Annotated in this window: 18 protein-coding genes; 7 read left to right on the forward strand and 11 right to left on the reverse strand. The window is 52.5% G+C overall.

Annotation, left to right across the window (positions count from 1 at the left end):
• Positions 1–124 precede the first annotated feature (124 nt).
• The 3 genes from mtlR to A9B99_RS11580 form a co-directional block, all read right to left on the reverse strand.
• On the reverse strand, positions 125–739 hold the full coding sequence (mtlR, locus tag A9B99_RS11570) for a mannitol operon repressor MtlR (protein ID WP_197499273.1): 615 nt from the start codon (positions 737–739) through the stop codon (positions 125–127).
• Positions 714–1,853, reverse strand: coding sequence for a mannitol-1-phosphate 5-dehydrogenase (gene mtlD / locus A9B99_RS11575; RefSeq protein ID WP_064597638.1), 1,140 nt, complete (start codon positions 1,851–1,853; stop codon positions 714–716). Before mtlD ends, mtlR begins: the two co-directional genes overlap by 26 nt.
• Positions 1,854–2,121: 268 nt before the next feature.
• A complete protein-coding gene (locus tag A9B99_RS11580; protein ID WP_064597640.1) occupies positions 2,122–4,047 on the reverse strand; it encodes a PTS mannitol transporter subunit IICBA in 1,926 nt (641 codons plus the stop codon).
• A gap of 524 nt (positions 4,048–4,571) precedes the next feature.
• Between A9B99_RS11580 and A9B99_RS11585 the strand changes: the two genes are divergently transcribed.
• The 3 genes from A9B99_RS11585 (at position 4,572) to selB (ending at position 8,488) form a co-directional block, all read left to right on the forward strand.
• On the forward strand, positions 4,572–5,180 hold the full coding sequence (locus tag A9B99_RS11585) for a glutathione S-transferase (RefSeq protein ID WP_064597642.1): 609 nt from the start codon (positions 4,572–4,574) through the stop codon (positions 5,178–5,180).
• Between the two features lie 72 nt (positions 5,181–5,252).
• Positions 5,253–6,644 (forward strand): L-seryl-tRNA(Sec) selenium transferase, encoded by a 1,392-nt coding sequence (selA, locus tag A9B99_RS11590; protein ID WP_064597644.1) that lies wholly within the window; start codon positions 5,253–5,255, stop codon positions 6,642–6,644.
• Positions 6,641–8,488, forward strand: coding sequence for a selenocysteine-specific translation elongation factor (selB, locus tag A9B99_RS11595; RefSeq protein WP_064597646.1), 1,848 nt, complete (start codon positions 6,641–6,643; stop codon positions 8,486–8,488). The genes selA and selB overlap by 4 nt, the downstream gene beginning before the upstream one ends.
• A gap of 84 nt (positions 8,489–8,572) precedes the next feature.
• On the opposite strand, the gene A9B99_RS11600 is transcribed toward selB, so the two are convergent.
• The gene (locus A9B99_RS11600; protein WP_156519046.1) at positions 8,573–10,549 is read right to left on the reverse strand and encodes a glycoside hydrolase family 127 protein; all 1,977 of its coding nucleotides are present in this window, start codon (positions 10,547–10,549) and stop codon (positions 8,573–8,575) included.
• Positions 10,550–10,559: 10 nt separating this feature from the next.
• Positions 10,560–11,963 carry an MFS transporter gene (locus A9B99_RS11605; RefSeq protein ID WP_064597650.1) on the reverse strand — a complete coding sequence of 468 codons (1,404 nt, stop codon included), beginning with the start codon at positions 11,961–11,963 and terminating at the stop codon, positions 10,560–10,562.
• 259 nt (positions 11,964–12,222) lie between these two features.
• Here A9B99_RS11605 and A9B99_RS11610 point away from each other — a divergent pair, with 259 nt between their 5' ends.
• Both A9B99_RS11610 and A9B99_RS11615 read left to right on the forward strand, forming a co-directional pair.
• Positions 12,223–13,044, forward strand: a complete 822-nt coding sequence (locus A9B99_RS11610) for an AraC family transcriptional regulator (protein ID WP_064598037.1) — start codon at positions 12,223–12,225, stop codon at positions 13,042–13,044.
• 148 nt (positions 13,045–13,192) lie between these two features.
• Positions 13,193–13,699: a 4Fe-4S dicluster domain-containing protein gene (locus A9B99_RS11615; RefSeq protein ID WP_064597652.1), complete on the forward strand. Its 507-nt coding sequence runs from the start codon at positions 13,193–13,195 to the stop codon at positions 13,697–13,699.
• 32 nt (positions 13,700–13,731) lie between these two features.
• Here the strand turns inward: A9B99_RS11615 and avtA are convergent, their stop codons facing one another.
• Both avtA and A9B99_RS11625 read right to left on the reverse strand, forming a co-directional pair.
• A complete protein-coding gene (gene avtA / locus A9B99_RS11620) occupies positions 13,732–14,985 on the reverse strand; it encodes a valine--pyruvate transaminase (RefSeq protein ID WP_064597654.1) in 1,254 nt (417 codons plus the stop codon).
• 249 nt (positions 14,986–15,234) lie between these two features.
• Positions 15,235–17,265 (reverse strand): alpha-amylase, encoded by a 2,031-nt coding sequence (locus tag A9B99_RS11625; protein WP_064597656.1) that lies wholly within the window; start codon positions 17,263–17,265, stop codon positions 15,235–15,237.
• A 311-nt stretch (positions 17,266–17,576) separates the two neighbouring features.
• Here A9B99_RS11625 and A9B99_RS11635 point away from each other — a divergent pair, with 311 nt between their 5' ends.
• Positions 17,577–18,398 carry a protein bax gene (locus A9B99_RS11635; protein WP_074388795.1) on the forward strand — a complete coding sequence of 274 codons (822 nt, stop codon included), beginning with the start codon at positions 17,577–17,579 and terminating at the stop codon, positions 18,396–18,398.
• A gap of 91 nt (positions 18,399–18,489) precedes the next feature.
• Here the strand turns inward: A9B99_RS11635 and xylR are convergent, their stop codons facing one another.
• The 4 genes from xylR to xylF form a co-directional block, all read right to left on the reverse strand.
• Entirely contained in the window at positions 18,490–19,665 is a 1,176-nt protein-coding gene (xylR, locus tag A9B99_RS11640) for a D-xylose utilization transcriptional activator XylR (protein ID WP_064597661.1), read from the reverse strand.
• Positions 19,666–19,766: 101 nt separating this feature from the next.
• Positions 19,767–20,948 (reverse strand): xylose ABC transporter permease XylH, encoded by a 1,182-nt coding sequence (gene xylH, locus A9B99_RS11645; RefSeq protein ID WP_064597662.1) that lies wholly within the window; start codon positions 20,946–20,948, stop codon positions 19,767–19,769.
• Positions 20,926–22,467, reverse strand: coding sequence for a xylose ABC transporter ATP-binding protein (locus tag A9B99_RS11650; protein ID WP_064597663.1), 1,542 nt, complete (start codon positions 22,465–22,467; stop codon positions 20,926–20,928). Before A9B99_RS11650 ends, xylH begins: the two co-directional genes overlap by 23 nt.
• Before the next feature lie 65 nt (positions 22,468–22,532).
• On the reverse strand, positions 22,533–23,528 hold the full coding sequence (gene xylF, locus A9B99_RS11655) for a D-xylose ABC transporter substrate-binding protein (protein ID WP_064597665.1): 996 nt from the start codon (positions 23,526–23,528) through the stop codon (positions 22,533–22,535).
• A gap of 370 nt (positions 23,529–23,898) precedes the next feature.
• Between xylF and xylA the strand changes: the two genes are divergently transcribed.
• Positions 23,899–25,221: a xylose isomerase gene (gene xylA / locus A9B99_RS11660; RefSeq protein WP_064597667.1), complete on the forward strand. Its 1,323-nt coding sequence runs from the start codon at positions 23,899–23,901 to the stop codon at positions 25,219–25,221.
• Positions 25,222–25,266: the final 45 nt, after the last annotated feature.

Raw genomic sequence — 25,266 nt, forward strand, 5'->3', positions numbered from 1 at the left:
CTCAGGGCTGTCTGGTTTGTGGCAAGAATACACTATTTCCGCGTGGGCTGCCTGTCATGGCGTAAGAGAACGGGAGAACGGTGAAGTCGCTCAGGTGTTGCGGCGCAATTGAGCCGCAAAGAGATCACTTTTTTTGAAAGGCCTTTTTCAGGCTGATGGTGGAGATAAGTTCAGTTAACGAAAGCACCATGGTGGATCGCACCATTTGTTGGTAACGCTGGCGTTGCATGGTTAGCAGGCTGGCATCGGCACCTTCCAGTAACACTGGCGTGGGTGGCAGTGCGGCAACACAGTGTAATTCACCAAATGGGCCGAGAATTTCGTCATCAGTAAAACTGTACTCATTACCATCGTGGTTCAGTTCTTCACGCAGGGCGATAAGCAATTCGCAGTCTTCATATTCCAGGCGGTTCAGTACACCCAGACCATAAATCAGCTTTAACCGTACCGCGAGATCGCCCAGCGGACCATTGCCATGCAGCAGGGGTTCCACCGCGTATTTAACGGCATAATCGTCTTTGCGAAAGACCTGGAGCACCAGAATATTGACGGCTTCCGTAAGTAATTCTACGGCTGCTATCAAGAAGCTTCTTACGGTTTTGCCAGCATTCAGACGCTCAAGCACACGGTTTTCAAATGCCTGTGGTTCTTCCATCTTTGCCTGCATACCTGACAATCTTCCAGGGCGCGTGACCGCGCCCGTTATTTCATCTTCAGGCGTTGAATGCTGCAACGACATCATTGGCGACATCGCTGTTCGCATCGAGCCCGGAAACGTCTGCCAGAGCAGCTCGAGGGCCTTTTTCCGCCAGTAATTTTGCTAACTCCTGAGCTTGCGAATCCTGTTCACTGTGGTAGTGCATTGCCGCGGCAATACCTTTCACCAGGTTCGGGTGAGGCAAGCCATATTCCAGTGTCCCCAGCAGCGGTTTGATCAGACGGTCGCCCGCGCTCAGTTTACGCAATGGCTGGCGACCAACTCGTTCCACATCATCTTTCAGATATGGGTTCTCAAAACGACCAAGGATTTTCTGGATATAGGCTGCGTGTTTCTCTGCATCAAAGCCATAACGCTTGATGAGCACCGCGCCGCTCTCTTCCATTGCGCCTTTTACAACAGCGCGAATTGCCGGGTCAAGGATGGCATCACGAATCGTCTGGTGACCCGCCATTTGACCAAGGTACGCGGTTATAGCATGCCCGGTGTTCAGCGTGAAGAGCTTACGTTCAACAAATGCCATCAGGTTATCAGTTAATTCCATTCCTTTGATGGCAGGCAGCTCGCCAACGAACTGGGTTTTGTCGACAATCCACTCGCTGAAGGTTTCAACAGTGACTTCCAGTGGGTCATTGGTGGCTTCGGAAGGGGGAACAATACGGTCAACGGCAGAGTCAACAAAACCGATGTGGCTTTCTACCCAGGTTTTGTCCTCGCCACCCAGTGCATTGAATACATGGCCTTTCAGCTGTGTGGTGCCGCGCACCATGTTTTCACAGGCGATAATATTGAGTGGGGTGTCGTTACCCTGGGATTTACGTAACACCAGGCCTTTGGCGATAGCTGGTGCGATACGCTCCAGAATTTGTGGACCTACCGCGGTAGTCACCAAGTCTACACTGGCAATCAGTTTCACCACCTCATCACCGATGCTGCTGACGGCATCCACACCGGTAACGGTATCAATTTGCTTTTCTTCACCAACAACATGTACCTGGTAGCTGTGGCGTGCGTTTAATGCATCCAGTACCACCTGGTTAACATCTGCGAATGTCAGGCTGATACCGGCATCTGCCAGCAGTTTGCCGATAAAGCCCCGACCGATATTACCTGCGCCGAAATGTAATGCTTTCATGTGTAAACCTTCTCTAAATTATGGCTCCCGAAGAGGGCTAAGGTGAGTTACGTGGCTCAATCATCGCCTCACCGTAACCCTCTCCTGTGAAGGAGAGGGGAGATACGTTTTTATTGCCAGAATCGCTCAACGCCACTTCTGGCTATTATCTTGCTTTGTGCTGGCGAAGGGGTGTGCCATAGCCAGCGGTGCATCTGTTGCGCGTTTACCTGGTGTTGGCTGTTGCGCGATGCGTATCCTGTGCGGCTGCGAACGGCCGCACAGGGTATTACGCAGCCTGTTTGCCAGACAGCAGGTCCAGAACTTCCTGGACACTGGTGGTGGCGGCAAGGCGTTCAATCACACTCTCATCATCCAGTGCGTTGGTGAGGCTGGTGATAACCTGAATGTGTTCGTTATTGCGTGCTGCAATACCGATAACCAGACGGGCGATATCATCTTCTTCTTCACCAAAACGCACACCTTCCGGATACTGGCAGAACACCACACCGGTTTTCAGAACGCGGTCTTTGGCTTCTACTGTACCGTGCGGTACCGCGATAGACTCACCCAGGTAAGTCGGGGTCAGCTTTTCTCGGTCCAGCATGGCTTCAACGTACTCTGGCTGAACATAACCCCCTTTCACCAGTTGTTCACCGGCAAAACGGATGGCTTCTTCTTTAGTGGCAGCTTTGCGGCCAAGGAACACGTTATCTGCACCCAGGCGGAACAAGCCTTCTTCACTGGAGGTGAAGCTGTCTTCCAGGCTGTGCATCACTTTGGTTTCTTTCTCACTCAGGTGCTGGGATTCCAGCAGACGGTCAGTGAGGTTGGCATACAGGCTGCTGTCGAGGAAGTTGGTCAGTGAAATATGCTGAGCCTGAGGAGCCTGGCGCATAGCGCGCTCTGTCAGGTCGCGGTGCGTAATCACAATATCAACATCATCTGGCAGGCTGTTGATTGCACAGTTGGTTACTGAAATATGGTTCAGGCCTGCATTCTGGACTTTCTTACGCAGCACACCCGCACCCATTGCGCTGGAACCCATACCGGCGTCACAGGCAACAATGATTTTGCGTACATGGCTCAGGTCGTTGCTCAGGCCTGCACCAACAGCCAGCGGCGCACCAGCACCTTTAGACTGTGCTTTCATGTCGTGCATACGTGCAGTAGCTGCTTCCAGATCGTCTTCTTCTTTTACTTTGCTGGTTTTCAGCAGAACAGAAGCAATCACGAAGGAAACTGCCATGGCGGCGAAAATTGCAGTAATGTTAGCGAAGTAGGTACCTTTCGGGGTCATGGCCAGTACAGCCAGAATAGAACCCGGAGAAGCTGGAGAAACCAGGCCGCCGTGCAGCACGGTCAGAGTAAACACGCCAGTCATACCACCGAAAATAACGGCCAGCAGCAGACGCGGGTTCATCAGCACATACGGGAAGTAAATTTCGTGGATACCACCCAGGAAGTGGATGATAGCCGCACCGCCAGCGGACTGCTTGGCACTACCACGGCCGAAGAACATGTACGCCATCAGGATACCCATACCCGGGCCCGGGTTAGCTTCAATCAGGAAGAAGATAGATTTCCCGAGTTCATGAGATTGCTGGATACCCAACGGTGAGAAGATACCGTGGTTGATTGCGTTGTTGAGGAACAGAATTTTTGCCGGTTCAACAAAGATAGAAGCCAGCGGCAGCATGTCGTGTACGACCATGAAGTTAACGCCAACCGCCAGCACTTTTGACAGCACTTCAACAGCCGGGCCAATGCCAAGGAACGCCAGCATAGCCAGTAACATACCGATGATACCGGCAGAGAAGTTGTTCACCAGCATTTCGAAGCCGGAACGAATTTTACCGTCTACGAAACCATCGAATTTTTTAATGCAGTAACCGCCCAACGGTCCGGCAATCATTGCACCAAGGAACATTGGAATATCGGCGCCAACAATCACGCCCATGGTGGTAATCGCACCCACCACGCCACCGCGCTCATTGCCCACCAAACGGCCACCGGTGTAACCAATCAACAACGGCAACAGGTAGGAGATCATCGGCCCTACCAGTTTTGCCATCGTTGCGTTAGGCAACCAGCCTGTTGGAATAAATAACGCGGTGATAATACCCCAGGCGATAAATGCGCCAATGTTCGGCATTACCATATTGCTGAGAAAACGACCAAAGCTTTGCACCTTGATCTTGATATCGGATGACATAGAACACCCCTTCTTCTGTTTACGCGCTGGGATTCAACCCGGGTTTTATTGTTAACTGTGTCGGCAGAGGTAAGCGCCGAATTGATTCAGTGACGCGAATCTGGCACTTAACCGTGAATCTGTCCAGTCACCGGATATTTGTGTGATCAATATCACTATTTCATTGGGTCTTTATGGGGGTGTTTAGTGATTTTGATCACAAAAAATCAGTGTAAAAAAAACACAATGCGAAAAAAAGATGCCATATGAGCATGTAAATGTGATGTTAATCACATTTTAACGCGCGTTGTTTGTTTGTATTTTGTGATATTCATCACAATCTATTTTTGCGGTTTTTCCTGATTGTGATCAATAGCAACTTCGTGGTGTGGCCTGTCGGAACGGAATGAAAGTAAATTACATGTTAAATTTTTTCTGCAGGGCATGCCGTGCCGCAGGGGAATAGCGTATGATTTGAGGTAACGCTCACTTTTCATGATGTACTGGCATTTCACAATGCTCATTCACTGATGAGGGTTCTGCGCATGAAACTGGTCGGGAGTTACACAAGCCCTTTTGTTCGTAAAATATCGGTGCTGTTGCTGGAAAAAGGCATGGCCTTCGACTTTGTCAATGACTCGCCGTGGAATGAAAATAGCCATGTTGCGCAGTCTAATCCATTGGGGAAAGTACCGGTTCTGATTGCTGATGACGGTGCCTGCTGGTTTGACTCACCAGTTATTGCCTCTTTTCTGGAACTGACTCAGCCCGTGCCAGCCAGTATTCCGTCAGACCCGTATGCGGCTTTGCAGGTACGCCAGCTTGAAGCACTGGCCGACGGTGTCATGGATGCCGCTATTCTCTCTTTCCGTGAACAGCAACGCCCGGCAGCACACCAACTGGAAAGTGAACTGGTGCGCCAGCGGGAAAAAATACTGCGTGGGTTAGATGCGCTGGATGAAGCCGCCAAAAACGGGGCATTCAATACGCAACAACTGGATGTCGCGACTATTGCTGTGGGTTGTGCGATGGGCTACCTGAATTTTCGCCGTATCGCACCTGGCTGGTGTGTGGACCGCCCGCATCTGGTTAAATTGGTAGAGCAACTCTTTCAGCGTGACAGTTTTGCCCGCACTGAACCGCGTGTCGCTTGATCTCCGCTCAGGAAACCGGGGAAATCCCCCGGTACACTTTACTTTTGTCTTTTCAATGGCACTGCACACACTATGACTCAGGATCTCCGTCAGTTATTCAGCCAGATTCCGGCTATTGACCGTTTACTGCATGACCCGCAGATAACGCCGCTGGTGGCGCGTTTTGGGCACACGCAAGTGGTGAATGCGCTGCGTGAACGGGTACAGCAGGCCCGGCAATCCATTCTCCAGGCGCAGGTGTTACCTGCCTGGGCACAAAACTGGGCCACCGCCGTGGCGCAATACCTTGAGCAGGCAGGAAGGCCTGCCATTCGCCGTGTATTTAACCTGACAGGCACAGTGTTGCATACTAACCTGGGGCGCGCATTACAGGCTGAAGCAGCGGTACATGCTGTGTGTGATGCCATGCGCTACCCGGTAACCCTGGAGTACAGCCTGGATGGCGCGAGCCGTGGGCACCGGGACCAGGCGGTGGCTGGTTTGCTCTGCCAGCTTACTGGCGCGGAAGATGCCTGTGTAGTCAATAACAACGCCGCAGCGGTGCTGCTTATGCTGGCGGCGACCGCCGCAGGGAAAGAAGTGGTGGTGTCTCGTGGTGAACTGGTCGAAATCGGCGGGGCTTTCCGTATCCCCGATGTTATGCGCCAGGCCGGATGCCAGTTAGTGGAAGTCGGGACAACCAACCGAACCCACAGCAAGGATTACCGCCAGGCGGTGACAGAAAACACCGCATTATTCATGAAAGTGCACACCAGTAACTACCAGGTGATGGGCTTTACTGCCAGTGTCAGCGAAGCGCAACTGGTGGCGGAAGCTCAAGCGTACGGCATTCCGGTGGTCACTGATCTTGGCAGTGGTTCGCTGCTGGATATGCGTACCTGTGGTTTACCGCCAGAGCCGATGCCGCAGCAACTGATTGCCGATGGGGTTAGTCTGGTGAGTTTCTCTGGCGATAAACTGCTTGGCGGGCCACAGGCCGGGATTATTGTCGGTAAAAAAGAACTGATTGCAAACATCCAGCAACATCCGCTTAAACGCGCCCTGCGTGCCGATAAAATGACGCTTGCCGCTCTGGAAGCCACCCTGCGTTTGTATCTGCAACCCGAAACATTATTCGAGAATTTACCTACCCTGCGTTTGCTGCACCGTGACGCGGCGGCGATTCATGAACAAGCGCAGCGCCTGCTGCCTGCACTGGCGGCTCATTACAGCCCGGCGTTTACTGTGGCGGTGCAGCCTTGCCTGTCTCAGCCCGGAAGTGGGGCTTTGCCGGTAGATTCTCTGCCCAGTGCGGCACTGACTTTCACTCCGGTTTCCGGTCAGGGCAGTGAGCTGGAAGCGCTGGCTGCGCGTTTGCGTGGCCTACCGGTGCCGGTGATTGGGCGCATTGCCGGTGGTGGGCTGTGGCTGGATTTACGTTGCCTGGAAGATGAAGCGGGATTACTGGAGATGTTACTGCAATGATTATTGCCACTGCGGGCCATGTTGATCATGGGAAAACCTCGCTGATTCAGGCGTTGACCGGGGTGAATGCAGACCGTTTGCCTGAAGAAAAACAGCGCGGTATGACAATTGACCTGGGTTTTGCCTACTGGCCGCAACCCGATGGCCGCGTGATTGGGTTTATTGATGTACCGGGGCACGAAAAATTCCTCGCGAATATGCTGGCAGGTGTGGGCGGTATCGACCATGGCTTGCTGGTGGTTGCCTGCGATGATGGCGTAATGGCGCAAACCCTGGAGCACCTGGCGATTTTACAACTGACCGGGCAACCGGGTTTAACCGTTGTGCTGACGAAATCAGACCGGGTTAGTGCGGAACGCATTGAAGATGTGCGTGAAAGCGTGCACCACTTGCTGCTGGCTTATGGCTGGCATGAAGCACAGTTTTTCGTTACTTCGGTATCTGATGGTACTGGCATTGATGAGTTACGTGAGCATCTGCTGGCTTGTGAAGAGCAGTCTCATCGCACGGCGTGGCGCTTTCGCCTGGCTATCGACCGTGCGTTTACTGTCAAAGGTGCCGGGCTGGTGGTTACGGGTACCGCGCTGTCGGGCACGGTACAGGTTGGTGATACATTGTGGCTGGCTGGGGCAGATAAACCCATGCGGGTGCGTGGGTTGCATGCACAAAACCAGCCAGTGCAACAGGCTACTGCCGGTCAGCGTATTGCGCTGAACCTGAGTGGCGACGCGCAGAAAGCAGATATCAGCCGTGGCGACTGGTTGCTGGAGCACAGCCCACCGGCCCCCGGCGCTGAGCGTGTTATTGTCACACTAAGGTGCCACAGCCCGCTCCAGCAGTGGCAGCCGCTGCATATTTACCACGGTGCCAGTCATATCACCGGGCGGGTTTCGATACTGGAAGATGACCTGGCCGAATTGGTGCTGGACACGCCTTTGTTGCTGGCTGACAACGATTATCTGGTATTGCGGGATATCAGCGCCCGGCAAACCCTGGCTGGGGCGCGCGTCTTGCTGCTTAACTCACCCAAACGCGGTAAGCGTCAGCCTGAGTTTCTTGCCTGGCTGAAACAACTGGCCCGCTGCGAGGACGATGAATCCGTACTGAGGTGCCACCTGCAACGCCATGCTGTCTCACTGGCTGATTTCGCCTGGGCGCGGCAACTGCGCGAGCCTGAAATTAGCCAACTGGCACAAAGTACGGCTTTGTGTGTGGAAGGCCAGGTGGTGGGTAGCGGGCTTGCCCGCCGCTGGCAGGAAAAACTGCTGGCAACGCTTGCCGAGTACCACCAAAACCATGATGACCAGCCCGGCCCCGGGCGTGAGCGCTTGCGCCGTATGGCACTGCCCACAGAGCATGAAGGCCTGGTACTGGGGCTGATTGAACAATTACGCCAGCAAGGTGAAGTTGTCAGCCGCCAGGGCTGGCTGCATTTGCCTGGTTATGAACCAGGGTTTTCTCCGGCGGCAGAAGCTATCTGGCGCAAAGTGGAAGGGTTGTTTGCCGATGACCCCTGGTGGGTGCGCGACCTGGCAAAAAAAGCGGGCGAGGATGAACAAACTATGCGCCAGGTATTACGCCAGGCCGCACAACTCGGGCTGATCACGGCGATTGTGAAAGATCGTTACTACCGGCAGGAACGCATTCAGCAGTTTGCTGATCTGATCCGCGCGCTTGACCCCGAAAACGGATCCACCAGTGCGGCGGATTTCCGCGATCAGCTGGGTATTGGCCGCAAACTGGCGGTGCAAATTCTGGAATATTTCGACCGCACCGGCTTCACCCGCCGCCGGGGCAACGACCATTTACTGCGTGACCGGAATTTGTTTCAGGTTTCCGGGTAATCATAATTTTCCAAACAAAACCCCGCCAGCCAGCGCCTGGGGGGTTTTTTATTACGGCAATACTGCGGCAGTCATGCACAACAATCACGCCGGGCCTGGGGCTTCGTTTACCCAGACACGCATTTCTCCTTCACCACGGTTAGCCCAGGCGAACCAGGGGATGAAGGTCAGTGTGTGGGGAACGGGTGTGGCCGGGTGAGCATCATAGCGCCACAGGGCCTGTTTTTCGGGTTGATTTGCCTGGTAGCGCAGCCCTTCTGCCTGCAAAAGTACTTTATGCGCCAGGCTCGCAGTGCCATTCAGCAGGCGCGGTACAGCGTTTTCTGGTAACCACAGGTTATGCAGTTGTGCGCCGTTATCCGCTTCCTCCAGGCAATACACCACAGGTCCGCGTTGCAGGGCGACTTTCCCGGCTTGGTGGCGCACTAGTGGGTTACCGTACACACGCCGCACCGGCATGGGCAATGTAAGGCACAGAGTGTCGCCTTCCCGCCAGGTGCGTTGCAGGTGCAGGTAGCCGCGCACGACATCGCCCTGAACCGGCTGGCCGTTCAGGGTTACTGAAGGTGACGGGCACCAGTCTGGCAGGCGTAATGCAAGGGTGTGTGTGACGGGCTCTGGTGAAAGTACAGACAGCGTTACCTGTTCATCCCAGGGGTAGTTGCCGCTCAGACGCAAGCGCAGCCCGACAGCCCCCGCAACCAGTTCTGCCTCGTTGCCTACGTATAAATTCACATACAGCGCATCGCTGCGTGGCGTATAGATATAGTGGCCCAGCGAGGTTAACAGGCGGGCGATATTCGGCGGGCAACAGGCGCACCCGAACCAGCGTTGGCGCACCGGTTTAATATGGTCGTAAACATGGTTAAACGGCACCGCTTTGGGTTGCACTTCCAGCGGGTTTACATAGAAAAAGTGCTTGCCGTCCAGCGCCATACCGCCCAGCACGGTGTTATACAGCGCCCGCTCCATGACATCGCCGTACTGGCTGTCGGCCTCCATTTCCACCATACGGCGGGCAAACATCATCAGGCCGATAGACGCACAGCTTTCGGCATAGACAGTGTCATTGGGTAAGTCGTAATCGCTGCTGAACGCTTCACCGCTGGACTGGGAACCAATACCGCCCGTGATATACATCTGGCGCTGCGCCATATCCTGCCACAGGCGCAGGCAGGACTGGCGCAGGGTTTCATCTTCGCTCAGGCGTGCCAGGTGAGCGACGCCGGTCATCAGGTAGACAAAGCGCACAGCGTGGCCGGTTGCCTGGTTTTGTTCCACCAGGGGAAGGTGCGCCTGGCTGTAGGCTTTATCTTTTACCATCCACGCCGGGCCATAGGTATTCCAGTACGATGTTTTACCGCGCTTTTCATACTCTTCATCGTAATAGTGCGGTGACTGGCCGCGCTGGGTGACAAAGAAATGAGTCAGCTCGCGGTAGCGGGGCTCCTGGGTGACATCGAACAGGCGCATTAACGCCAGTTCAATTTCCGGGTGCCCCGGGTATCCCTGCAACTGGTGCTCTCCCGGGCCAAACACGTGGTCAATATGGTCAGCAAGGCGGCAGACCACATCCAACAGGCGGCGCTTACCAGTGGCCTGAAAGAAAGCCACGCCTGCTTCAATCATATGCCCGGCACAATATAACTCATGGCATTCCGCCAGGTTTGACCAGCGCTGTTCCGGCGCTTTGACAGTGAACCAGGTATTCAGGTAGCCGTCTTCGCACTGGGCGGCGGCGACCAGTTCAATAACGCCATCGGCAATGTGTTCCAGTTCAGCATCGGGTTTCTGGCACAAAGACCAGGCAACCGCCTCCAGCCACTTGGCGACATCGCTGTCCTGGAACACCATGCCGTAAAACTCACCGGCTTGCTGGCCTGCCGCAATGCGAAAGTTTTCAATAGCGTGGCTGGGCTCGGTATCCGCAATGCGGTCGTTCAGGGCATCCCACTGGTAAGGGATAACCACGTCGCGGACCAGGCGCTGGTACTGGCCCAAAAATGTGTCCGTAATCTTCAGGCGGTGTAAATCGACATCAAAAACAACATGCTGAGTCATAACAACCTCTTCAGGATGTGTGTACATGGCGCTGGCGTAAATCAGTTGCGATAGTCGCCATCATGGGGTTATTGAGGCGGCACTTGCGCAGCGCGAGAGCCAGTAACAAGTGAAAAGCGGCGGGCAGCAGGCTTTCAAGGGCGGTAATACCCTGCAGTGAGGCGGTGGTCTGGTTTTCCATACCGGGTTTGTAAGCCACAAAGATAAACACCAGGCTGATGATGCCCGCACTGGCAGCCCAGGCCAGCTTGATGAAAAACAGGTTGAAAGCGAAGTTCATGCCTGAAGAACGCACACGGGTTTTCCACTCACCGTAATCATCGGCGAACGCCATGATGGAAAAGTGCAGAGGAAGCGTGAAACCAAGAATAATGCCGTTACTGAGAATAATACCGAGCCATAACGTCTGCCATTGTGAGCCTGTGGGCAGAAACCACATGCCAGCGGCACAGGCGGCAAGCACCAGGTTGGTGTAGTAATAGAGTTTTACTGTATCAATTCGGCGGGCGAGTGGATTCACCAGGACGGCGCCGAGAATAGACGCCAGGGTCACCATAGTGAAAAACAGTGAAGCAAAAGCGGCGCTACCGTGCAGGACATAAGTAATAAAATACATATAGCCGCCGCCGCGCAGGTTAAACACATTGATAAGCAGGAACGACATCACCAGCATCAGTAATAACTGGTCATTTTTGCGCAACCCGGCCAGGTGTTCCCGCAGGCTAAATTTCCCCATCAACGCCAGTGGCACACGTTCACGAACCCAGAAAAAGCAGCACAGGAACATCACTACAGCAATACCACACAGCAGGCCAACCCCGAGCTGGTAACCTTTGGCGGCATTGCCGTGGCCCAGTTCAGCGACCAGCCACGGCAGCCCGACGGACACCAGAAAGCCTGCCACACCGCACAGAATAAAGCGCCAGGACTGGCAGGAAATCACTTCATCATGGCGGGTGGTCATGGTGTTGATAAGTGCGCAGTACGGCACATTAATGGCGGTATAACCGACAGACAGCATGAGATAAGTGCCAAACGCCCAGGCGATTTTCATGGTCATGCTGACATCCGGAACAGTAAACGTCAGTACGCCAATAATGCCGATGGGCAGTGCAACCCACAACTGCCATGGGCGGAACCGGCCCCAGCGGCTTTGCGTGCGGTCTGCCAGTACGCCCATAATGGGATCGGACACTGCATCGAACACTCGCAGACCGATAAATAGCGTTCCGACAATCGCCGGAGTCAGGCCGAAGACATCGGTGTAGAAAAACGTCAGAAAGTTCATGATAAGGCAGGTAATAACTGTCCCGCCGGCATCGCCCAGGCCATAACCGATTTTTTCCCGCAGGGATAATTTCGTGTCAGTGCGCTGAGTGACAATGTCTGTTTGTGATATAGGGGTAGAGGTCATGGTTAACGCCTCGCATTTTGCGTTGTCTGTACCCGAAACGAAACCGCTAATAAGCCGGGCTTTGGTTGTTGTTTGCGCAAACACTATTTATTTTGCACAAGGTTGCATGACCAACAAGACAAGAGAAAAGTATAAAAAGATGACGATTCCGACCTGGTAAAAATTTTGTGAAGAGGATCGGTTCTTGAGAAAAATAAATACTGCTGACAGCGCCACTCTGCATAATCAAGTGTAGTTAAGTGGATGAGTGATTATTTATATGATTGATTTTAATCTGTCTTTTCCTTTATCTGTACAAAATGGTGGTGTGTTTATTTCTCGTGGAGTGGGCATTCACCCGGAAAGAACGCTGACTTCCTGGGAAGTGATTTTTGTGGAAAAAGGGACACTTACGATTCAGGAAGACCATAAAGTTTTTGAGGTTGGCGCAGGTGAAAGCCTGGTATTGTATCCACAGCGCAGGCATCGGGGTGTGGGGGTGTTTCCGCCAGATTTAAAATTCTACTGGGTACATTTTGATGTCCATGATGTGCCCGCTTCTGTGGGGTTGCCTCAGGCGAAAATTTCGCTGCCCCAGCACAGCAAGGTTCCCGACCCTGAACAAGTGATAACCTTGTTTCGCCAGTTTCTCACTGAGCAGGAAAATATCACCCGCAGTTGTGCGCTGGAGTTGTTATTACTGCTGATTTTGCAAAAAATCTCCCTGACTGCACCGGCCCGGGATGCACAGACCCGCAGTGGTATTGCTCTGGCCTGGCGGGCACAGCAATGCATCCGTACCCAGTACCATCAGGCAATTTCTACTTCATCACTGGCGCAAAACCTGCACTGTAGCGCGGATTACCTGGGGCGGGTTTACCGGCGCGTGTTCCACCTGACAATTACTGATGCCATCCATCGCCAGCGGGTGGTCGCCGCGCAGAAACTTCTGCTCAGTGATTCACTGGCGCTGGTAGAGGTGGCAGCGCGCTGTGGGTTTCAGGATGTGGGCTATTTCCGGCAAATTTTTCGTAAACAAACGGGCCTGACTCCTGCGGCCTGGCAGCGACGTTACTGCAAAGAACATATCAATTCAGACTAATTTCCCGGCATTCAGACAATTGCCTGAATTTCACGGCCATTCTCAGGAAATCATGCCGTTACCTTGTGGGATCAAAGCTGTTGGCCGCCGGTTCGCATAGGCTGTTACTTCCGCGCCTGGCGGGTAACGCATTATTAAGGGAAATCTCATGCACCGTTTTATTCTGGCCGATGCCACCCAATGTATTGGTTGCCGTACCTGCGAAGTGGCCTGTGCCGTTTCTCACCAGGCGCAGGCAGATTGCGCAGCGTTGTCGCCAGCAACGTTTCAGGCGCGGCTACAGGTGGAGAAAACCGCCAGTGTGTCTGTACCAGTGATGTGCCGGCAATGTGAAGATGCGCCCTGTGCCCGTGTTTGCCCGACCGGAACGCTGGTGCATGGTACGGATTATGTTGCAGTTACCCAGGCGGCGTGTATTGGCTGCAAAACCTGTATGGTGGTGTGCCCTTACGGTGCGATACGTATTGCTACGGGCGAAGAGAGCCGGGTGAACCCACAAGTGTTGAAATGTGACTTATGCCAGGGGCGTGACGCCGGTCCTGCCTGCGTGGAAGCTTGCCCAACGGGAGCATTACGGTGTGTGAGTGGTGAAGCGCTGGAAGCGTTAACTCGCCAGCGCCGTTTACAGGCGGCCGCCAGCCCACTGTCCTGGTAAGTGTGGCTCTGGCGGTTACACCGGGTAACGCTTTACTGTACTTCGTGCCAGGCGCGTTCCACTTCTTCCGCCAGGATTTTTACCCCGGCTTCAATTTTTTCTGGTTCCGGTACATAGTTCATCCGCATGCACTGCTGGGTATGCGGCCAGGGTTTATCCAGCCCCGGGAAGAAAAAGTGCCCGGGCACCATCAGAACTCCGCGTTTTTTCAGGCGCTGGTACAGTACTTCGGTGCTGATGGGCAGGTCCTTAAACCACAACCACAGGAAAATAGCCCCTTCTGGTTTATGGATTAGGCAGCGTTCTTCCGGCAAATAGCGGCGAATTGTGGCGATAGTTTCAGTAACGCGTTGCAAATAGAACGGGCGAATAACGGTTTCAGACAGGCGCAGCAAGTCGTTGCGTTTAATCATTTCACTTGCGATAGCCGGGCCGGTACCGCCTGGCGCGAGGCTGATAATGCCGTTCATATTGCTGATAGCAGAGATTATTTTTTCGTTGGCAATGATAATACCGCAACGGCTGCCGGGCAGGCCCAGTTTAGACAGGCTCATGCACAACACAATATTGGGGTTCCATAACGGGCGGGCTTCACTGAAGATAATACCCGGGAAAGGAACACCGTAAGCGTTATCAATAACCAGTGGAATACCGTGCTGGTTTGCCAGCACATCGAGCTTCATCAGCTCGTCATCTGTAATGACATTCCCGGTGGGGTTAGTAGGGCGCGACACACAAATCATGCCGGTATCTTCGCCAATATGCAGGTGTTCGAAGTCTACATGGTATTTAAACTGCCCTTCCGGGAGCAGTTCTATATTTGGGCGGGCAGAGACAAACAGTGATTCTTCCAGCCCTGCGTCAGCGTAGCCCAGGTATTCTGGTGCCAGCGGGAAAAGCACCTTTTTGGTGCGCCCGTCAGCACGACGCCCTGCGAATAAATTGAATAAGTAGAAAAATGCACTCTGGCTACCGTTTGTCAGTGCAATATTCTGTGGCTCAATATCCCAGCCAAATTCATCGTGCAGCATGCCTGCCAGCGCATCAAGTAGCTCGCTTTTGCCCTGCGGGCCATCATAATTACAAAGCGCATCAGTGAGTTTGCCACTTTTCAGCATATCCGCGAGGAGTTGTTGAAAGTAATCCTGCATAGCGGGGATTTGTGCCGGGTTCCCGCCCCCTAACATAATGGCTCCAGGCGTTCTCAGGCCATCGTTAAGGTCCTCCATCAGGCGTGTAATGCCGGAATGGCGGGTAAATTTGTCGCCGAAAAGTGAAAACGTCATAGCAGTAAAAGTGTTGTAGGTCTGTTAAAGATGCTAACCATAGCGCCACAGATATCGATGTGCAAACCAGATAACTCTGTTGTCAGGTGAAATAAATGCCAGGGAAGTGTAAACAGGCAGCATAATATATTGCTGCCCATTTTTTTTAACAAATTTGCTATATCTTTTCTGGTGTCTGTTTGGTGGCTCTGACTCGGGGAAAAAAACCGGGACGGGTACTTGCCAGCCCGGGTATCGCCTTGCACCAGGTTATTGATTACCGGCCCAAACCACCATCACTTTGTCATCACCCAGAACACGGTTAAAACTGTAACCCTGCGCCTGGTGGAGGGTGGTTTGCACTCCTGCGCCAATTGCCGGGTGGCGGGCGCGAAATTGCCCCAGTTTTTGCCAGTGCGCCAGGGTCAGCGCCTCTTTGCCGTTAATATCCTGCCAGTTCATTTGTGAACGCGTGCCCTGCAGTGGGTCTGAACCGGTCGGGCCGAAGGGGCGCTCGGTTTCATCGCCATAGAAAATTTGTACGGCACCCGGCGCCAGCAGTAGCAGTTCTGCATTGCGCTGGCCTGCTTCACGGAACAGGCGAGTGTCATGGGAAGACAGATAACTCAGCACATTAAAGTTCTGCAGTTTTGCGGCCATGTTCTGCCAGGTCATATCCATAAATGCCAGGCAGTCTTTGGCACTGGATGCCTGATCCTGGTAGTCGAAGTTGATCATGGCATCGAAGCCGTGGCGGTAATAATCACTTTGCATGACGCCGTGACCCCAGGCTTCACCAGTCATCCAGAAAGGTGCGTCATCGATTTTTTTCGTCGGGTTAGCCTGTTTCCAGGCCTTGAGCGCGTTGGTCGCCTGGTCTTTAAGTTGCTGCCAGGCGGCCATCTCTACGTGTTTGGCGGTATCGACCCGGAAACCATCAATACCATAATCACGTACCCACTGGCTGAGCCAGTGGGTCAGGTAGTCGCGTGGTGTATAACCGGCAATGGCTTTGGCGTGGGTATCCGGTTTATGTGCATAGAAAACGGGTAACCCGGAAGGCGTGGTGGATTCCGTCTTGATATCGGGTAGAAAAGCCAGTGACATGGTCAGGTCGTCATAACCCGGGCTGTCGTAATCGCCAATATCTGTACGCACCCAGGCTTTTCCCCACCATTTTTGCCAGGCAGTTTTATCGCTGAAATTGATGTAGTCATTAAAGCTGTGCCAGGTCTGCCCGGGGCCGGGCGTCCAGTCGGTCCAGTTTTTACCCAGAATTTTATCCCGCTCCGCTCCTTTCAGATACAGTGCGCCGAACTGGTATTGCTGCATATCCGCAAGAGTTGCATAGCCAGTGTGATTCATCACCACATCAAACAGCACCCGAATACCACGCCGATGGGCACCGTCGACCAGGCGGCGTAAGTCCTCTTCTGTGCCCATATTGGCATCCAGCCTGGTCCAGTCCATGGTGTAGTAGCCATGATAGGCATAATGCGGGAAATCGCCTTTGGTTCCACCACCCACCCAGCCATGGATTTGCTCCAGCGGTGAGCTTATCCACAGTGCATTCACACCCAGTTTTTGTAAATAATCGAGCTTGCTGGTCAACCCTTTCAGGTCGCCGCCGTGGAAGGTGCCAATTTCCTGCATGCCATCGGATTTGCGCCCGTAGCTGTGATCATTGCTGGGGTCACCATTAACATAGCGGTCAGTCAGCACAAAGTAGACAGTTGCGTTATGCCAGGAAAAAGGCGCTGCATGGCGTGTTTCTGCGCTTTCCAGCAGAAGCAGGCCGTTACTGTTTGCTGCAGGCATCAGGGTGATATGCCCCTGGTGTACAATAGCTGTGTCGCCACTATAGAAATCTCGCACGGTTGAGCCTTCCGGGAACGTACTGCTGACATCAACGGTGAGTGGCTTACCATCCCAGCGCGGGCATTGCCGGGTGACATTCTGTGGCGCAGCGGTGGTGCTGTCGACACTGAGCAACAGGGTGGGTGTGCCAGAGCGAGTATCTATCTGCACATGATAAGTACCGTCACGAAACAGACGCCATTGTGGTGGCGTGCCTTTGCAGGGCTCCAGCGACAGGGTTTGGTTGAGCTTGATACTTTCAGCCGGTTGCCAGCACTGGTCCCCCAGGTGCAGGGCAAGAGGCAGCGCGCCTTTTTTCAACGCGCCCTGGCTCTGAAACTGGCCTGGGTGTGTTTCCTTAAATTCAGGCAAGCCGGGGGCATTCCAGCCTGCCAGAGCACTGGTGGCCGGGAAAAGCAGTAGGGCAAGGTATTTTATGTTCATCGGAATGTCCTGGTTTTTTCTGCTCAGTCTGGCATGGCGAAAAAAACGACGGTTCATCCTGAAGTAAACGTGAAGGGGGAGGAGAAGGAGGGGGGAGAACAACAGACACAATTTTTTGCTATTTCTGCGAACTGCCGCCATTTTTTCCCTATTTTTTTCTGCGATAAGATTATTCCTCATAATAACCTTTCGGATTTGTACTATTCCCGGAAGGTGCAAAATTGCGCTATTTTTGCTAAAATTCGCTGCTGATTGTTTATTTATTTTAAAAAATAAGGTGTTGGGAAAATGATATCCGACCTGGAGACCTGATGATGTCGACACGTATACGACGATACGGGGCGACGATTCTGATGTGTTTCACCCTGGGATTTTCCGGCGGGGTTCTGGCAAAGAAACATGAAACAACAACGAATCATAAGCCTCATGTAACAAAGGTTCATGGCAGTAAGCAGGCGGTTAGTAGTAAACAAGAGTATTCTCGCAATAGTGCAAGCAGTTCACTTCCTGATTTGCGAAAATACCCTTCCGGAGCAGCAAGAAAAAAAGCATTTCTCCGGACTGTAATGCCGTATATCAACCGCCAGAATGACGTAATTCTTGCTGACCGTGAATGGTTGCAGCAAAAACGCTATGCCGGGCACTGGACGGCTGCTGAGCGTGCTCGCCTGAAAGGGCTGCTTCGCCAGTACAATGTGTCCTGGCGTGGCGATACGCGCCATGTGCCGTGGAACACATTGCTGGAACGCGTTGATATTATTCCGACCAACATGGTGGCAACGATGGCTGCGGCGGAAAGCGGCTGGGGTACATCAAAGCTGGCGCGTGTGAACAATAACCTGTTTGGTATGAAGTGTGGGCGTAGTTGCTCAGGCAGCAACGGTAAAGTAAAAGGGTATTCACAATTTTCGTCTGTAGGCGAATCTGTGCAGGCTTATGTCCATAACCTGAATACGCACCCGGCTTATGCCTCATTCCGCGAGTCGCGTTCGCAGTTACGCCGGGCCGACCAGGAGTTAACCGCAGCGAACATGATTCACAAGCTGGAAGGTTACTCCACGAAAGGCAGTCATTATAACAACTACCTGTTTGCTATGTTCCAGAGTAACAAGCAGTTGCTGAATACTTACTGATAACCGGTAAAAACAGCACTGGTGTGTGACAATGCCAGCCTCACTGTAATGTAGGCTGGCATTTTCTTTATGTTCACCCGTTAAGCCCCGTTCAGCATATTTCGCTGTGCACATCCCGGTACTCTTTAGGCGTGGTGTCGTAGCCCTTTTTAAATACGGAATAAAAATACTGCAGCGATGGGTAACCACATACCTGGGAAATTTCGTTAATCGACAGGCTGGTCGAGATCAGCAATGTCCGGGCCTTTTCCAGCTTTTCACTGTGAATCACCGAGTGGATAGTTTCCCCCACTTCTTCTTTAAAGCGTTTTTCCAGGTTCGAACGGGAAATGCCGACTGCATCCAGCACCTGTTCAACTTTAATGCCCTTGCAGGCATGGTTACGAATGTAATGCATGGCCTGAATGACGGCCGGGTCGTGCAGTGAACGGAAATCGGTTGACCGCCGGGCAATAACCCGCACCGGAGGTACCAGGATACGTTGCAGAGGCGGTGTTTCGTGGTCGAGCAGGCGGTGCAGTACCCGGGCTGCCTGGTAACCCATTTGCCGGGTTCCCTGGGCAACGGATGACAATCCCACGCGCGACAAATAACGTGTCAGCTCTTCGTTATCAATGCCAATCACACACAATTTTTCCGGTACCGGAATATGCAGGTGTTCACAGGCCTGGAGCAGGTGGCGGGCGCGGGCGTCGGTAACGGCAATAATCCCGGTTTGTGGCGGCAGAGTTTGTAACCAGTCTGCCAGCCTGTTTTGCGCGTGTTGCCAGTTTTCGGGTGCGGTTTCCAGCCCCTGGTATATGACACCGCGGTATTGCTCTTTTTGCACTAACTGGCGAAAGGCATATTCCCGTTCACTGGCCCAGCGTTTACCGCTGGATGCAGGTAAACCATAAAAAGCAAAACGGTTCACTCCGCGCTCTTTAAGGTGCAGAAAGGCCTGTTCCACCAGAGCGTAGTTATCTGTGGCAATATAGTGTACCGGAGGGTATTGCGCCGGGTCATGGTAAGAGCCGCCCACACCCACAATGGGCACCGTGGTGCCCGCCAGTAATGTTTCAATTTCCGGGTCGTCGAAGTCAGCGATGACACCATCGCCCAGCCAGTCTTTAATGTTATCGATGCGGGTACGGAAATCCTCTTCGATAAAAATATCCCATTCAGATTGAGAGGCCTGCAGATATTCACCCACACCTTCGACAACCTGGCGGTCGTAGGCTTTATTGGCATTGAATAACAGCGTAATGCGATGACGTTTCTCAAACATTTTCGTTGTTCCTGATGATAAGTCTTTCCCTGAATATCATAAGACACACAAAGCCGGGGTGAATGCCCTGGCTTTGTGTGATCCTTTGCAGATTAATAAAGTTATGCGCGGCGTTTCGTTGCTGAATCCATCCATACAGCCAGCAGTAAAATGGCGCCTTTAACGATGTACTGCCAGAATGTCGGTACATCCATCATACTCATGCCGTTATCCAGTGCAGACATAATAAATGCCCCCATCACCGCGCCTGCCACACTGCCAATCCCGCCAGCCAGACTGGTACCGCCAATAACGCAGGCCGCAATGGCATCGAGCTCAGCAATATTCCCGGCGGAAGGTGAACCTGCCCCGAGCCTGGCGCTCAGAATCAGGCCTGCAACCGCAACCATCAGGCCATTAATGGCAAACACGGCCATTTTGGTGCGCTCGACATTGATGCCAGACAGGCGCGCGGCTTCCAGGTTGCCACCAATTGCGTAAATCCGGCGACCAAAAGCGGTGCGGGTAGCCATGAACATGCCCGCCAGTAGTAGCAGGGCAAGCAACAGCACGGGTGTTGGCACACCACGGTAATCATTGAGCAGCCAGATAGCCCCCAACACAATAATTGCGGTGAACGCCTGGCGGCCCACCGCAGACGCCGATGCTGGTACACCGAGGCCCATAGACTGGCGACGCATACGCCCACGCCATTGCCAGGCGATAAATACCATCAGACCCAGGGTGCCGCAGATAAAGCCAATACCGTCGGGTAAATAGCTCTGGCCGATTTGTGACATAGCATGGCTGGTGGGTGCAACCGTTGTCCCGTTAGTGATCCCAATCAGGATGCCGCGAAAAGCCAGCATACCGGCCAGGGTGACAATAAACGACGGCACTTTGCGGTAGGCAACCCACCACCCGTTCCATGCCCCCAGCAGCAGACCCAGCACCAGTGTGGTGATAATCGTCAGTGGCAGAGGCCAGCCCAGCCAGACATCGCAAATTGCCGCCACACCGCCCAGTAAACCCATCATAGAGCCGACGGATAAATCAATTTCCGCCGAGATAATCACAAACACCATGCCAACCGCCAGAATACCGGTGATGGCGGTCTGGCGCAGCAGGTTAGAGATATTACGGGCGCTCATATATGCGCCATCCGTCATGGCAGTAAAGAACAGCATGATGACGATAATGGCGGCAATCATGACAAAGACTTGCAGGTTCAGTGATTTCAGCCCGGAGAAAGGGGATGAGCCCGGCGCCGTGAGTTTCATTTCAGACGAGTTGCTTTTCGACATGGTGGTCGCTCCTCAGTGCGGCTTCCATCACCTGTTCCTGTGTCAGGTTATGGTTAACCAGGTTTGCTTTGAGTTGCCCTTCATGCATGACCAGAACCCGGTCACTGAGACCGAGTACTTCAGGCAGTTCAGATGAGATAACAATGACGGCGATACCCTGTTGCACCAGATGATTAATCAGCTTGTAGATTTCATATTTGGCCCCGATATCAATGCCACGGGTGGGTTCATCCAGTATCAGAATGCGCGGATTGAGCAGCAGGCAGCGGGCAATAATCGCTTTTTGCTGGTTGCCGCCACTTAGCCGGCCAATAGCGAGTTCCACAGAAGAGGTTTTCACCTTCAGGCGTTTGATTGATTGTTCAACACAGTGCTGCTCTGCGGCGTCATTCAGGGTGGTAAGGGCGCCAGAAAACTGGCTGAGTGCTGCCAGGGTAATGTTTTGTCCTACCGCCATGACTGGCACGATGCCATCTTTTTTCCGGTCTTCCGGCACCATTGCAATGCCGTGGGCAATGGCCTGCTCGCAGCGGCGGATCGCCACTTTTTCCCCTTCAATATATATATCGCCCTGCCAGCGGCCAGGCCAGACGCCAAACAAACACTGCACGGCTTCTGTTCGCCCGGCACCAACCAGCCCGGCAATCCCTAATATTTCGCCTTTGTGCAGGCTGAAGGAAATATCATTCACCCGCTTAATATGGCGGTTTACCGGGTGCCAGGCAGTAAGGTGTTCAACCCTTAAAACTTCGTCACCGGTCTGGTGTGGCTCACTGGGATAAAGTGCGGTGAGTTCCCGGCCAACCATCATGGCGATAATGTCGTTTTCTTCTACCTGGTCGGCATCACGGGTGGCAATATGCTGCCCGTCGCGAATCACACAAATAGTATCGGATATCGCTTTGACTTCATTCAGTTTGTGGGAAATATAAATACAGGCAATACCGTGGTTTTGCAGGTCGCGAATTATCTCCAGCAAAATGGCAGTTTCCTGCTCGGTCAGTGACGCTGTAGGTTCGTCCAGGATCAGCAGGCGCACTTGTTTATTCAGGGCCTTGGCAATTTCGACCAGTTGCTGCTGGCCTAACCCCAAATCCCCTACCCGGGTGTCAGGTGAAATAGCCAGGCTCACCTGGTTGAGTAATTTTTCACATTTGACCGTCATCGTGTCGTAATCCATTACGCCATGCTGTGTGATTTCATTACCCAAAAAGATGTTTTCCAGAACGGTCAGGTGTTTTACCAGCGCCAGTTCCTGGTGAATGATGGCAATCCCTTTCTGCTCAGTGTCGCGGATATGCGCTGGTTTGAGTTGCTCGCCAGCAAACCAGATTTCACCCTGCCAGGTGGGATGAGGATAAATACCGCACAGTACTTTCATTAATGTGGATTTCCCGGAGCCGTTTTCCCCACATAACGACATGATTTCGCCCGCATTGAGTGCCAGGCTGACGTTATCCACGGCTTTTACCGTACCGAACGCCTTGGTAATATTTTTCATTTCCAGCAAATAAGGCATAACGCTGTTCCTCAATATGCTTCCTCAGGCAAGAGCGGTTACCCGCGCATGCGCGGGCCCGGCGTTCAGAGATCGCTTTGTTTGTGGAAACCATCTTTTATAACTGTGTCTTCAATATTGCTTTTATTTACTGGAATTGGTGTTAATAAACGGGAAGGGACATCTTTCATGCCGTTGTTTAATGTGGCGTTTGATTGAGGTTGTTTACCATTACCCAGTTCGACGGCAATTTCTGCAGCGGTATTTGCCAGTTGCTTGATGGGTTTGTAAACCGTCATGGTTTGTGTGCCCGCCATTATACGTTTAACTGCGGCCAGGTCTGCATCCTGCCCGGAAATGGCAACTTTACCTGCCAGCCCTTGTGCAGCCAGTGCCTGAATGGCACCACCTGCAGTAGCGTCATTAGAAGCAACCACCGCGTCAATGTTATTTTTGTTGGCTGTCAGCGCATTTTCCATAATTTTCAGCGCGTTTTCCGGCAGCCAGCCATCTGCCCACTGGTCGCCAACAATGTGAATTTTCCCACTGTCAATAAAGGGTTTTAATACCTTCATCTGCCCGGCACGGAACATTTTGGCATTATTGTCTACCGGGGAGCCACCCATCAGGAAATAATTACCTTGGGGCACTTTATCCACCAGACTCTGTGCCTGTAATTCTCCTACTTTTTCATTATCAAAAGAGATGTAGAAATCAATATCGGCATTATTAATCATGCGGTCATAGGCTAAAACTTTAATGCCTTCTTGTTTCGCTTCGGCAACAACGTTGCTTAAGACTTTTCCGTTGTAGGGAATAATAACCAGTACGTCAACGCCACGATTTATCATGTTTTCAATTTGTGACATCTGTGTTTCTTCATTTCCGTTAGCGGATTGAACAAATACAGATGCACCAAGAGATTCTGCTTTTTTAACAAAGATATCGCGATCTTTTTGCCAGCGCTCCAGACGCAAATCGTCAATAGCCATGCCGATTTTTATCTCTTTCGCCAGGCTGTTAAGGCTGGTGGCCAGCAGTGCAGAAGCACAGATTGTTAGTAAAATGTTCTTTATCTTCATGGTCTTAATGCCTGTTTATGTATGTAGGTTTGAGGGATTTAAAGAATAATTAACATCTGCAGACGAAGGGAATTGTTATCGTGGAGGCACAAGCTTGCAATTATCTATTTTTATCTTGCTATTATGTTTTTTGGTTTAATTGTTGGTTTTATGATGGAGATCCTGTTTCATATATTCGCCATAATTATGTTTTCATTTGGAAATAAAAAATGGCTGGCAGGTGTTAATAAAATAGTGTTTTGAGAGCTGGCGCACAGTTGGGTATTCTCTTAATCGCAGTGTGAAATAACGTAATTGAGGAAGCTGTCTGGAGTAACCAGGATGAATGCATGGTTGTTAATACCTCCTTTACTTGATTACGGAGTCCACTATGCAGGCTTATTTCGACCAACTTGAACGAGTACGTTACGAAGGCCCTAAAACCACTAATCCTCTGGCTTTTCGCCACTATAACCCTGATGAGCTTGTATTAGGTAAGCGCATGGAAGACCACTTGCGTTTTGCTGCCTGCTACTGGCACACCTTCTGCTGGAATGGTGCAGATATGTTCGGTGTGGGGGCGTTTGACCGCCCATGGCAGCATCCCGGCGATGCACTGGCTGTGGCGCGCCAGAAAGCCGATGTCGCCTTCGAGTTTTTCCAAAAACTGGGTGTGCCTTACTACTGCTTCCATGATGTGGATGTGGTGTCGGAAGGTGATTCGCTCAAGACTTACCAGAGCAATTTCCAGCAAATGGTTGACGTGCTGGCGGAAAAACAGCAACAGAGCGGTGTGAAACTGCTGTGGGGCACTGCCAACTGCTTTACCAACCCGCGTTATGGTGCCGGTGCTGCCACCAACCCGGACCCGGAAGTCTTCGCCTGGGCAGCCACACAGGTTGTTAATGCCATGAACGCCACACACAAACTGGGCGGCGAAAACTATGTGTTGTGGGGCGGGCGTGAAGGCTACGAAACCCTGCTCAACACAGACTTACGCCAGGAGCGTGAACAAATTGGCCGTTTCATGCAACTGGTGGTGGAACATAAACATAAAATTGGTTTCCAGGGCACGTTGCTGATTGAACCTAAACCACAGGAACCCACCAAACACCAGTACGATTACGACGTGGCGACGGTATATGGCTTCCTCAAACAGTTTGGTCTGGAAAAAGAGATCAAAGTTAACATTGAAGCGAACCACGCCACACTGGCAGGCCACAGTTTCCACCATGAAATCGCGTCTGCCATTGCACTGGGTATTTTTGGCTCGGTGGATGCTAACCGTGGCGACGCGCAACTGGGCTGGGATACCGATCAGTTCCCGAACAGCGTGGAAGAGAATGCGCTGGTGATGTATGAAATTATCAAAGCGGGTGGCTTTACCACCGGTGGGCTGAACTTTGATGCCAAGGTACGCCGCCAGAGTACCGATAAATATGATTTGTTCTATGGACATATCGGCGCAATGGATACCATGGCGCTGGCGCTGAAAGTAGCGGCACGCATGGTTGAAGATGGTGAGCTGGATAAACGAGTTGCGAAACGTTATGCAGGCTGGAACAGTGAATTTGGCCAGCAAGTGCTGAAAGGCCAGCTCAGCCTGGAGCAAATTGCACAATATGCAGCACAGCATAACCTGGCACCACAACACCAGAGCGGCCACCAGGAACTGCTGGAAAACCTGGTGAATACCTGGTTGTTTGACCGTTAAGGGCCAGGGTGGCCAGAAAGCGCCCCGATAAAATCAGGCAGGAGG

The organism is Mangrovibacter phragmitis (assembly GCF_001655675.1).
GTDB lineage: Bacteria > Pseudomonadota > Gammaproteobacteria > Enterobacterales > Enterobacteriaceae > Mangrovibacter > Mangrovibacter phragmitis.

Coding starts and splice junctions, on each gene's coding strand:
- mtlR (WP_197499273.1), bottom strand. CDS start 739: ATGTCGTTGCAGCATTCAACGCCTGAAGATGAAATAACGGGCGCGGTC.
- A9B99_RS11610 (WP_064598037.1), top strand. CDS start 12,223: ATGATTGATTTTAATCTGTCTTTTCCTTTATCTGTACAAAATGGTGGT.
- A9B99_RS11650 (WP_064597663.1), bottom strand. CDS start 22,467: ATGCCTTATTTGCTGGAAATGAAAAATATTACCAAGGCGTTCGGTACG.
- mtlD (WP_064597638.1), bottom strand. CDS start 1,853: ATGAAAGCATTACATTTCGGCGCAGGTAATATCGGTCGGGGCTTTATC.
- xylA (WP_064597667.1), top strand. CDS start 23,899: ATGCAGGCTTATTTCGACCAACTTGAACGAGTACGTTACGAAGGCCCT.
- A9B99_RS11635 (WP_074388795.1), top strand. CDS start 17,577: ATGATGTCGACACGTATACGACGATACGGGGCGACGATTCTGATGTGT.
- A9B99_RS11625 (WP_064597656.1), bottom strand. CDS start 17,265: ATGAACATAAAATACCTTGCCCTACTGCTTTTCCCGGCCACCAGTGCT.
- A9B99_RS11605 (WP_064597650.1), bottom strand. CDS start 11,963: ATGACCTCTACCCCTATATCACAAACAGACATTGTCACTCAGCGCACT.
- A9B99_RS11580 (WP_064597640.1), bottom strand. CDS start 4,047: ATGTCATCCGATATCAAGATCAAGGTGCAAAGCTTTGGTCGTTTTCTC.
- selB (WP_064597646.1), top strand. CDS start 6,641: ATGATTATTGCCACTGCGGGCCATGTTGATCATGGGAAAACCTCGCTG.
- A9B99_RS11600 (WP_156519046.1), bottom strand. CDS start 10,549: ATGACTCAGCATGTTGTTTTTGATGTCGATTTACACCGCCTGAAGATT.
- xylH (WP_064597662.1), bottom strand. CDS start 20,948: ATGTCGAAAAGCAACTCGTCTGAAATGAAACTCACGGCGCCGGGCTCA.
- avtA (WP_064597654.1), bottom strand. CDS start 14,985: ATGACGTTTTCACTTTTCGGCGACAAATTTACCCGCCATTCCGGCATT.
- xylR (WP_064597661.1), bottom strand. CDS start 19,665: ATGTTTGAGAAACGTCATCGCATTACGCTGTTATTCAATGCCAATAAA.
- A9B99_RS11615 (WP_064597652.1), top strand. CDS start 13,193: ATGCACCGTTTTATTCTGGCCGATGCCACCCAATGTATTGGTTGCCGT.
- selA (WP_064597644.1), top strand. CDS start 5,253: ATGACTCAGGATCTCCGTCAGTTATTCAGCCAGATTCCGGCTATTGAC.
- xylF (WP_064597665.1), bottom strand. CDS start 23,528: ATGAAGATAAAGAACATTTTACTAACAATCTGTGCTTCTGCACTGCTG.
- A9B99_RS11585 (WP_064597642.1), top strand. CDS start 4,572: ATGAAACTGGTCGGGAGTTACACAAGCCCTTTTGTTCGTAAAATATCG.